The organism is Streptomyces sp. NPDC005899 (assembly GCF_040629645.1).
Classification (GTDB): Bacteria; Actinomycetota; Actinomycetes; order Streptomycetales; family Streptomycetaceae; genus Streptomyces.
Genome location: NZ_JBEXWB010000262.1, coordinates 1 through 9,154 on the forward strand (window position 1 = coordinate 1; position 9,154 = coordinate 9,154).

Annotated in this window: 9 protein-coding genes; 4 read left to right on the plus strand and 5 right to left on the minus strand. The window is 72.3% G+C overall.

The features are described 5' to 3' along the window. The 4 genes from ABZ371_RS24120 to ABZ371_RS24135 form a co-directional block, all read right to left on the minus strand. On the minus strand, window positions 1–1,415 hold a 1,415-nt coding region (locus tag ABZ371_RS24120), incomplete at its 3' end, for a transketolase C-terminal domain-containing protein (RefSeq protein ID WP_358683154.1). Beyond that, a complete protein-coding gene (locus ABZ371_RS24125) occupies window positions 1,412–1,642 on the minus strand; it encodes an acyl carrier protein (protein ID WP_358683156.1) in 231 nt (76 codons plus the stop codon). The genes ABZ371_RS24125 and ABZ371_RS24120, both read right to left, overlap by 4 nt. Beyond that, window positions 1,639–2,589, minus strand: coding sequence for a thiamine pyrophosphate-dependent dehydrogenase E1 component subunit alpha (locus tag ABZ371_RS24130; RefSeq protein ID WP_358683158.1), 951 nt, complete (start codon window positions 2,587–2,589; stop codon window positions 1,639–1,641). Before ABZ371_RS24130 ends, ABZ371_RS24125 begins: the two co-directional genes overlap by 4 nt. A gap of 61 nt (window positions 2,590–2,650) precedes the next feature. Continuing rightward, on the minus strand, window positions 2,651–2,869 hold the full coding sequence (locus ABZ371_RS24135) for an MbtH family protein (RefSeq protein ID WP_358683160.1): 219 nt from the start codon (window positions 2,867–2,869) through the stop codon (window positions 2,651–2,653). A 513-nt stretch (window positions 2,870–3,382) separates the two neighbouring features. Here ABZ371_RS24135 and ABZ371_RS24140 point away from each other — a divergent pair. The 4 genes from ABZ371_RS24140 (at window position 3,383) to ABZ371_RS24155 (ending at window position 6,812) form a co-directional block, all read left to right on the plus strand. Next, window positions 3,383–3,655 (plus strand): acyl carrier protein, encoded by a 273-nt coding sequence (locus ABZ371_RS24140; protein WP_358683162.1) that lies wholly within the window; start codon window positions 3,383–3,385, stop codon window positions 3,653–3,655. 26 nt (window positions 3,656–3,681) lie between these two features. After that, the gene (locus tag ABZ371_RS24145; protein WP_358683164.1) at window positions 3,682–4,635 is read left to right on the plus strand and encodes a chlorinating enzyme; all 954 of its coding nucleotides are present in this window, start codon (window positions 3,682–3,684) and stop codon (window positions 4,633–4,635) included. Window positions 4,636–4,743: 108 nt separating this feature from the next. Further along, entirely contained in the window at window positions 4,744–5,505 is a 762-nt protein-coding gene (locus tag ABZ371_RS24150; protein WP_358683166.1) for an alpha/beta fold hydrolase, read from the plus strand. Further along, complete coding sequence (locus ABZ371_RS24155; RefSeq protein WP_358683168.1) at window positions 5,499–6,812, plus strand: cation:proton antiporter; 1,314 nt, start codon at window positions 5,499–5,501, stop codon at window positions 6,810–6,812. Before ABZ371_RS24150 ends, ABZ371_RS24155 begins: the two co-directional genes overlap by 7 nt. Window positions 6,813–6,876: 64 nt before the next feature. Here ABZ371_RS24155 and ABZ371_RS24160 read toward each other — a convergent pair. Then, window positions 6,877–9,154: amino acid adenylation domain-containing protein (locus ABZ371_RS24160; RefSeq protein ID WP_358683170.1), on the minus strand; the 2,278-nt coding region annotated here is incomplete at its 5' end.

Below are 9,154 nucleotides of genomic sequence, written 5' to 3' on the forward strand. Positions count from 1 at the left end.
GGCTGCTCCCGCCGCGCGGGGGCGGGCTGCCCGGAGGCCGGCGTCCGCGCCGGGCCACCCGGTGGCAGGGGTTGCGGCAGGAGGAGGGCGAGAACCTCCCCCACCTCCTTCTCCTCCCCCACCGCGGCCACCCGGTGGAGGTGGCCCGCCTCGGTCACCTCGACGTCCTGTACGGCCTTCGAGGTCTCCAGCGAGACCACCTCGGTGCCGGGCTCCACCCACTCGCCCTCGTCCACCAGCCAGTCCGTGAGCAGGTAGCTGGAGTCGTTGTTGTTGAGCTTGGGTACGACGAGCGGGACACCTTCGGGCACGTCCGCCGTCTCCTCGGACGTGGCGTCCGCCGGAGCCCCGGCCGGACGGTCGCCGTCCCGGCCGACGGCGGCGGCGATGCCCTGCGTGATGCCGTCGGCACCGAGGAGGATCCGGGCCTCCAGGTGCGCGGCGGTGGGGATGATCGAGTCGGCGGAGTTCAGGAGCAGTACCGGACCGCGCAGGGAGGACCAGATCCGCTCGTACAGGAGTCGGGCCACCTCGGCGCCCCAGGTGCCGCCGGCGGTACTCTCCTCGACCACGGCGACGCGTCCCGCCGAGGCGAGCAGCGGCAGCACCGGGTCCAGGTCGAGCGGGTAGAGCTGGGCGGGCGTCAGCAGGTGCACCGAGCGGCCGTGTTCGGCGCGCAGCCGGCGGGCGGCCTCCAGGGCCCGGTGGGTCATGCCGCCCGGGGCCAGGACGACCACGTCCGGCGCGGGGCCGCCCTCGGACCGCGGGAAGGTGTGCGCCCAGCCCGTGGCGGATCCGAGCATCTCGAAGCGGAAGAGGTCGTCCACCCGGCCGTCGCGGAACATGCGACGGGTGTAGAGGACCTTGTCCTCGAAGAAGATGCCGGGCTCACCTCGGTCGAGGGCGGCACCCAGCACGGATCGAGCGTCGTGGAAGGGCGAGAGCTCGTACAGCGCGAGGTTGGGGATGCCGATGAAGTGCTTCTGCGGGCTCTGGCTGTGGGTCGGCCCGTAGCCGCGGTTGCCGCCCACCGGGCAGCGCACCACGAGGGACACGGGTACGTGGTGTCCGTACATGGAGACCGACTTGGAGGCGAAGTTGAGCAGCTGGTCGAAGGCGAGGGCGATGAAGTCGCCGAACATGATCTCGACGATGACCTTGTCGCCGCACAGGGCGAGCCCTCCGCCGGCCCCGACGATGCCGCCCTCGCTCAGCGGCGTGGACAGCACCCGCCCCGGGAAGCCGGTCGAGAGCCCCTTCGTGATCTTGAAGGCTCCGCCGTAGGGGTCCAGCAGGTCCTCGCCGAGGAGGTGGAGGTCCTCGTGGTGGGCGAAGAGCTGGTGCAGCGAACGGTTGAGGTGCTCCGCGACGCGCGGCGCGATGGAGGCGAGCGGGTCGCTCGCGACCGCTGTCATGCCGGAAGTCCCTTCTCCACCAGGAGCGTGCGCAGGTCGCCGACGCTCCGGCAGGATCTGGCCTGCCTGGGGGTGAGCCGTACGCCGAACTCCCGGCCCACGGCGGCGATGATCTGCACGTGCCGCAGGCTGCTCCAGTCCGCGGTCGTGGCCGCGCCGGTACTGTCGTCGATCCGCGTCTCCTCGACGCCGAGCACCTCGGCGACGATCCTGTCCAGTGCGCTCATGCGGTGACACCCACTCCCGAACCGGTCAGCGCCGGCCAGCTCGACGGCGGCCGGGCGGACACGTCCGCCACGAGGTCGGCGATCCGCGCACGGGTGCGTGCGTCGATCGCGGCGAACTGGTCCGGGAACCGCCGCGCGTAGGCGACGCTCCACTCCCCGGCACGGACGGCGGCCAGCTCCTCCTCGGAGCGGGTGTCGTCGCCCTTGCTGTGCGGTCCGAGCCGCAGGCAGTGGAACTCGACCACTGCGGGTGTGCTGTCGCGGCGTATGCCGTCCACCAAGGGGGCCAGCTCCTCCCGGATCACGTTGACGTCGGTGCTGCGCACTTCGCGGTACTCGATGCCGAAGGCGGCGGCGCGGTCCGCGATCGTGCCCGCCATCTGCTGCCGGGTGGGGGTGGACTGGGCGATCGCGTTGTTCTCCACGACGACCAGCAGCGGCACCTTCCACAACTGGGCCATGTTCAGGGCCTCGTAGACGGAGCCCTCACCCCAGGTGCCGTCGCCGATGTGCGCGACCGCGATGCGCCCCTCGCCTTCCCGCCGCAGGTGCAGGGCGACGCCGGCGGCCACCGGCAGGCTCTGGCCCTGCACGCCGGTCGAGAGGAAGCCCGCACGGTAGATGTGCTGGCTGCCTCCCACCCCGGCGCACACCGCCCCCGACCGCCCCATGATCTCCGCGAGCAGTCCCGCGGGATCCTCGAACCTCGCCAGGTAGTGGCCGTGTCCGCGGTGGTTGCTGAAGACGAAGTCGTCACGGAGCAGCGGGGCCAGCGCGACCGGCACGTACTCCTGCCCGAGACAGGTGTGGGTGGTGCCGTTGAGCTTCCCTTCGGCGAACAGGTCCAACAGAGCGAGCTCGCAATTCCTGATCAGCAACAGGAGTTCGAGGTCCTCGTCGGCAAGCCTCGTGACGTCGGGCAACGCGCCGGTCGCCTTCCCTCGCATGTCTCCTCCGCGGTTCTCGTCGGTGTGGCCGGTCGTGCGGCGGTTCGCGTGCCGGCGGGAGTCAGCCGTTGTCCCGCGCCATGGCCTCCGCGAGGCTCCTGGGCCGCATGTCGGTCCAGTTCTCGTTGATGAAGTCGAGGCACGCCTGCCGTCCGTCCGCGTCCTTGGCCACCGTCCATCCGGCGGGCACCTCCACGTACGAAGGCCACAGGGAATGCTGCCCCTCGTCGTTCACCAGGACCAGGTACGTACCGTTCTCGTCCTCGAAGGGATTCGCCATCGCTTTTCCTTCCCCGTAATGGGTTTACGGGGCCGGACGGCATGCCCGGACCCCGTGCCACGACCACCGAAGGCTATACAGCAATTACGCGAACTGACCATCCCGGAATTCACCGTGCGGAGGAACGGCCCGCGAGGGCCGCCGCGCGCACCACGGCCGCCGCACCCCGCTGCCCCCGCCTCCGACCGGCCGTCCGGCCAGGCACGCGGACGGCGCCGTGTCCTGCCGACGGGACAGCCGCGGGGCGGGCGGGCCTTGATGTGCCCGCACCGCCGGTCTAGCGTGACACCACCGGCTTCTTCCGCGTCGGGTGAATTGCGCTTCGACGGCGTGCCGTGGCCCGCGGGGCGGCCGGCCGCCCCGGCCGGCGAATGTCTCCGGGCGGGACGCATTGTTCCGCCACCGGGCGACCGCATCGACATCACCGCTGTGCACCGGTTTCTGTCCCGAATTCTCCGGTGGAGAAACGGGACCGCATACGCACGCACGGAAAAGCAACGAGGAGGAAAACCCATGCAGGTTTCACCGGCGGGCGGCGAGGCGCTCACGGCGACCAGTGGCACGGACATCGAGCACTCCGTCGTGGAGTGGCTGCGCGGCGAACTGGACGATCAGGAGATCACCGCCTCCGACAACTTCCTCGACGTCGGCGGCCATTCCCTGACGTTCGCCCGGCTGAACAGGTTCCTCGGCGAGACCTTCGGAGTCGTCCTCGACACCAGGACGGCCTACTCCGAGTCGCTGGGTGTGGCCGTGGCGAAGTCACTGCCGTCCGAAACCCACTGAAGACGACCACCAGACGAGGGAGCAGCATGACCACCAGCGCACGCACCGATTCCTCCTTGACCGACGAGCAGGTCGCCTCGTTCCACGAGAACGGCTACATCGGCCCGCTGACCATCTACACACCCGACGAGATGGACCGGATGTGGAAGGAGATCCGGCGCGAGTCGCTGGACCGCAGCCACGCCGCCTACCCGGAGGTGGACGCGGGTTTCGGCGCCCCGAACATCTTCAACTACGACCGCCACCTCGACGTCGACCTGCTGGCCCGGCACATCTGCAACCGGAAGATCATCGACAAGGTGGCCACGCTCCTCGGTCCCGACCTGCTCTGCTGGCGCACCGAGTTCTTCCCCAAGTACCCCGGCGACGAGGGCACGGACTGGCACCAGGCGGACACGTTCGCCAACGCCAGCGGCAAGCCCCAGCTGCTGTGGCCCGGCGAGACCGACAGCAACTTCGGGGGCGGCACGCTGACGGTGTGGACGGCGTTCACCGACTCCACCGAGGAGAACGGCTGTCTGCAGATCATCCCCGGTACCCACACCAAGATGAACTACGACGAGACCCGCACGATGGACTTCGACCAGAGCCGCATCAACGCCGAGATCAAGGACGGCGTGCCGCGGGGGTTCTTCGGCTACGACTACCGCCAGCTCCAGGTGGACGCCGACTGGAAGCCCAACGAGGAGGACGCGGTCTCCCTCGTCATGGAGAAGGGGCAGTGCGTCATCTTCCTGTCGACACTGATGCACGCCTCCCTGCCGAACGTCTCCACCGGCAAGGGCTACCGCATGGGATTCGCCTCCCGCTACGTGCCCACCTCCGTGCGCGTCTACCCGGACACGGACCAGATCGAGGAGTACGGCGGCAACATCTCGCTGGACAAGTGGTCGGCCGTCCTCGTCAGCGGTGAGGACACCTACGGCCACAACAAGATCGGGACCAGGACGCTGCGCGGGACCGAGTACCGGTCCGCCTGACAGCCCGTCACGGGGGAGGGGCGCCCCTCCGGCCCCTCCCCCGGCCCACCGACCACCGCGCGGCCGCGTCCGTTGCACCGCCCGGCCGCTGCCCTTCCCGGGAGCGTCATGGACGACCGAGCGGCGAGGCCCGTCATCGCCTTCATCCCCCCGTCGGGCTGCGGTGCCGGTTACTTCCGGCCGCTGCGCAGGGCGCTCGGGGCCCGTGTCGTCTTCCGTGCACTGGAACTCCCGGGGCACGGGAGGCGGTTCGAGGAACCGTGCCTGCGCGACGCCGCCGCGGCGGTGCGGGATCTGGCCGGCCGCCTCGGCGGGCGGGTCGACGCCGTGTACGGGGAGAGCCTCGGGGCGTACGTGGGGCTGGCGCTGGCGGCGGAGCTCCCCCAGGACCGCCCGCCCGTCCTGCTGGCCGTCTCCAACACCCCGCCCTCGGCGCGCGAGTCCCCACCCACGTGGGAGACGGCCGACCTCGCGGAGGCGGTCGCCCTGCTGACGGCCATGGGCGGCGAGGTCCCGGCGGAGGTCCTGGAGGATGCCGCGCTGTCCGCCCACGCCTTTCCCCTCATCCGGGACGACCTGCTCCTGTCCGGCTCCTTCCTCGAGTCACTGCGCACCACCCGCTGCGCCGGCGACATCCGGGTCCTGGCCGGGCGGGACGACACCTCGACGGGCCGGCTGGGCGCGTGGGCGCGGCACACCTCGGGCCGGTGCACCGTCGTGACCCTGCCGGGTGGGCACCTGCTCTCGGCGGAGAACCCGTCCGCCGTCGCCGAGGCCGTCCTGGAAGCTCTGCCGCGCGGTTCCGAGGACGCGGGCCGGGCTCCGGAAGCAGCCCGGCCCATCCCTCCAGCAAAGGAATCGACATGGTGACCCTGCTCGCAGCCGGGCCGATGCCCGGGATCAGCCATCACCAGATGCTGCTCCTGCTGCTGCAGTTCGCGGTGCTCCTCACCTCGGCCGTGCTGCTCGGCCGACTCGCCACCTGGCTGCGGATGCCCGCCGTGGTGGGCGAGCTGGCCGCGGGTGTGCTCCTCGGGCCCTCGGTCTTCGCGAACCTGCTCCCCGGCCTCTCGGGCTGGCTGCTGCCCCGCGACCCGTCCCAGCTGCACCTGGTGAGCGCGGTGGCGCAGTTCGGTGTGCTGCTGCTGGTCGCCCTCACCGGGGCGCACATCGACCTCGAGCTCTTCCGGCGTAAGGGCAGAGCCATCGGGTACGTCAGCGCCGGCAGTGTGCTGCTGCCCCTGGCCCTCGGCATCGGCGTGGGCCTCGTGGTGCCCGCCACGCTGAGGGGGCCGGAGGCGGACCGTGCGACCTTCGCCCTGTTCATGGGCATCGCGGTGGCGATCAGCGCCCTGCCGGTGATCGCCAAGACGCTGCTCGACATGCGCCTGCTGCACCGCGACGTCGGGCAGTTGATCATCGGCTCCGCCGCCGTGAGCGACATCGTGGGGTGGTTGCTGCTCTCCATCGTGTCGGCCATGGCCGCCACCGGTGTCGAGGCCGGTCCCGTGGTGCGGACCGTCGCCTACCTGATCGCCGTACTCGCCTTCACCGCTGTCGTCGGACGGCCGCTGGCCCGGGCGGTCCTCACCCGCGCCGGGAGCGAGAAGCACCCCGAGAGCGGCATCGCGATCATCGTCGTCCTCGTCATCGCCTCGGCGGCGGGCACGCACGCGCTCGGCATGGAACCGATCCTCGGCGCGTTCCTGTGCGGCCTCGTCGTCGGTTCGCTGGGCTCGACGGGCCGCAAGCCGCTGAGCGCGGCGCGGCCGTTCGTCATGTCCGTTCTCGCCCCGCTGTTCTTCGCGACGGCGGGCCTCCAGGTCGACCTGGGCGCCCTGGTCCGGCCCGAGGTGTTCCTCGCCGGTGTCGGCATCCTGGCTGTCGCCGTGGTCAGCAAGCTGGCCGGCGGGTACGTCGGGGCCCGCATGGGGCGGCTCGGCCACGGTGAGGCACTGGCCATCGGCGCCGGGCTCAACGCGCGCGGCGTGGTGGAGATCGTGCTGGCCACGGTGGGTCTCCAGCTGGGCGTGCTGACCACCGCCTCGTACACGGTCATCATCCTGGTCGCCGTGGTCACCTCGATGATGGCACCGCCGATGCTGCGCTACGCGACCCGCGGCATCCCCACGACGTCGGACGAGGTGCGGCGGGAGCGGGAGTTCAGCGCGGTCTGAGTCACACGTGAGGGGGGAGCCCGGCACTGCCGGGCTCCCCCCTCACGTGTCCGCGGAAGGCGGGTCAGGGGCGTGCGGGGGCGGGACTCCGTCGCGGTGGGTCGGGGAGGCTCGCGTGGTCGAGCTTGCCGTTGGGGGCGAGCGGCAGGCGGTCCAGGGTGACGAACGCGGCCGGGATCATGTAGCTGGGCAGCCGGTCGGCCACGTGACGGCGCAGGACGCGCGGGGCCGGTGCGGGCACCGGGCCACCGCCTGGGCCCGGGGCGGGGACGACGTACGCGACGAGCCGGCTGCCGTCCGACGCGGGGTCGGGGCGCAGCACCACGGCGGCCTGCGCGACACCGGGGTGCCCGGTGAGCGCGGCCTCGATCTCCGCCGGCTCGATGCGGAAGCCGCGGAGCTTCATCTGGGCGTCCCCGCGCCCGAGGTGTTCCAGCTGCCCGTCCGCGTTCCACCGGGCCATGTCGCCGGTGCGGTACATGCGCGACCCGGGTGCGCCGAAGGGATCGGCGACGAACCGTTCCGCGGTCGCGTCCGGCCGGCCCGCGTACCCCCGGGCCACCGAGCCGGCGACGTACAGCTCCCCCGTGGTGCCCGGGGGGACCGGGGCGAGTCCGGGGCCGAGCACGTAGGCGCGCATGTTGCCGATCGGCCTCCCGATCGGCACCCCGGCGCCCTCCCAGCCGTCCGGGACGGTGCAGGTCGTCGCGTAGAAGCTCTCCGTCTGTCCGTACGCGTTGACGATCGCGGCGCCGGGGACGGCCTCGCGCACCCGGCGCACGAGTTCCGGTGCCAGCCGCTCCCCGGCGAACATGAGGGTGTCGGCGTGGAGCCGGCCGGCCACCTGGCCCAGCAGCTCGGCGAAGACCGAGGGGACGGTGTGCAGCACTCCGCCGCGCCATCCGCCGCGTTCGGCGACCACGAGCACGTCGCGCACGACCTCGACCGTGGCGCCGGTGGCCAGGGCGGTGAACACCTCGAAGACGGACACGTCGAAGTTGATCGAGGTCCCGGCCAGCATCCTCGTGCCGGGCCCGACGCCGGCCACCTCCGCGAGCCCGCACACACCGTTGACGATGTTCGCGTGGGTCAGGGAGACACCTTTGGGTCTCCCCGTGGACCCGGAGGTGTACATCACGTAGGCGAGCCGGTCCGGCTGCGGCGGCGAGGGCAGCTCCGCCCCGCCCGCCGCTTGCGGTGCCGTGGGTTCGTCCAGCAGGCATACGGGCAGGGCGTGCGCGGGCAGTTCCTGCGCCGTCGCCTCGTCGGTCAGCAGCAGACAGGGGCCCGCGTCGTCCAGCAGGTGGCGGATGCGCTCCGCCGGGTAGCGGGGGTCGACGGGCAGGTACGCGGCACCCGCCCGCATGGTGGCGAGCAGGGCGACGACGAGGTCGCAGGAGCGCGGCAGCGCGAGTGCGACGATCGACTCCGGCCCGGCACCGGCGCGTACGAGGCGGCGGGCCAGCCGGTCGGCGCGGGACCACACCTGACGGTAGGTCAGCCGGGCGTCACCGCTGACCACGGCCACGGCGTCCGGCGTCCGGCCGACCTGCCGCGCCACGAGTTCGGGTACGGAGACGGCCGGCCTGGGGGCCTCGGTGCCGAGCAGCTCGACGAAGAGACGGCGGTGCTCGGCCGGCTCCAGGACGTCCAGCCGGTCCACCGGTGTGCCGGGGTCGGCGGTCACCTGCCTGAGGACCGCGAGGAACCGGCGGCCCAGGGCGGCCACCGTGGGAGCGTCGAACAGGTCGGCGTCGTACTCGATCTCCATGGGGCCGGAGCCGGCTTCCGGCACGGTGCCCGCCGGCGCCCTCAGGATGAGGTCGCACGGTGCCGCGGGGCCCGACAGGAGGCGTTCCCGGGTCACCGCCAGGCCGGGACAGGGGTCGTCCCCGGGCCATGGCGCGAAGTCCCCGCCGGTGTCCAGCAGCACCTGGAAGAGGGGGTGGTGGGCGGCCGGCGGTTCGGGCAGGAGTTCCTCCACCAGCGTCGCGAACGGCACCCGGGAGTACTTCGACGCGGTCAGGGTCCGCTCACGCACCCTCTCCAGCAGCCGGCCGAAGGACGGACCGCCGGACAGGTCCGCCCGCAGCACCCACGTGCGTCCGCTCCCGGGCCCGGTGGCGTCCGCGACACGGGTGCCGATCGGCACGTCGCTCCCGCCGCCGAGCAGGTGGAGGAGTGCGGCGAGCGCCGCCTGGAGCACGGACGTGACACCCGTCCCCATGTCCGCCGCCAGGCCGCGGACATCGTCGTACAGCGCCGGGTCCGGTTCCAGCGCCACCACACCCCGGCGACGGCCGCTCACCGCCGGGCGCGGCCGGTCGAGGGGCAGCGCCTGC

Coding starts and splice junctions, on each gene's coding strand:
- ABZ371_RS24125 (WP_358683156.1), bottom strand. CDS start 1,642: ATGAGCGCACTGGACAGGATCGTCGCCGAGGTGCTCGGCGTCGAGGAG.
- ABZ371_RS24130 (WP_358683158.1), bottom strand. CDS start 2,589: ATGCGAGGGAAGGCGACCGGCGCGTTGCCCGACGTCACGAGGCTTGCC.
- ABZ371_RS24135 (WP_358683160.1), bottom strand. CDS start 2,869: ATGGCGAATCCCTTCGAGGACGAGAACGGTACGTACCTGGTCCTGGTG.
- ABZ371_RS24140 (WP_358683162.1), top strand. CDS start 3,383: ATGCAGGTTTCACCGGCGGGCGGCGAGGCGCTCACGGCGACCAGTGGC.
- ABZ371_RS24145 (WP_358683164.1), top strand. CDS start 3,682: ATGACCACCAGCGCACGCACCGATTCCTCCTTGACCGACGAGCAGGTC.
- ABZ371_RS24150 (WP_358683166.1), top strand. CDS start 4,744: ATGGACGACCGAGCGGCGAGGCCCGTCATCGCCTTCATCCCCCCGTCG.
- ABZ371_RS24155 (WP_358683168.1), top strand. CDS start 5,499: ATGGTGACCCTGCTCGCAGCCGGGCCGATGCCCGGGATCAGCCATCAC.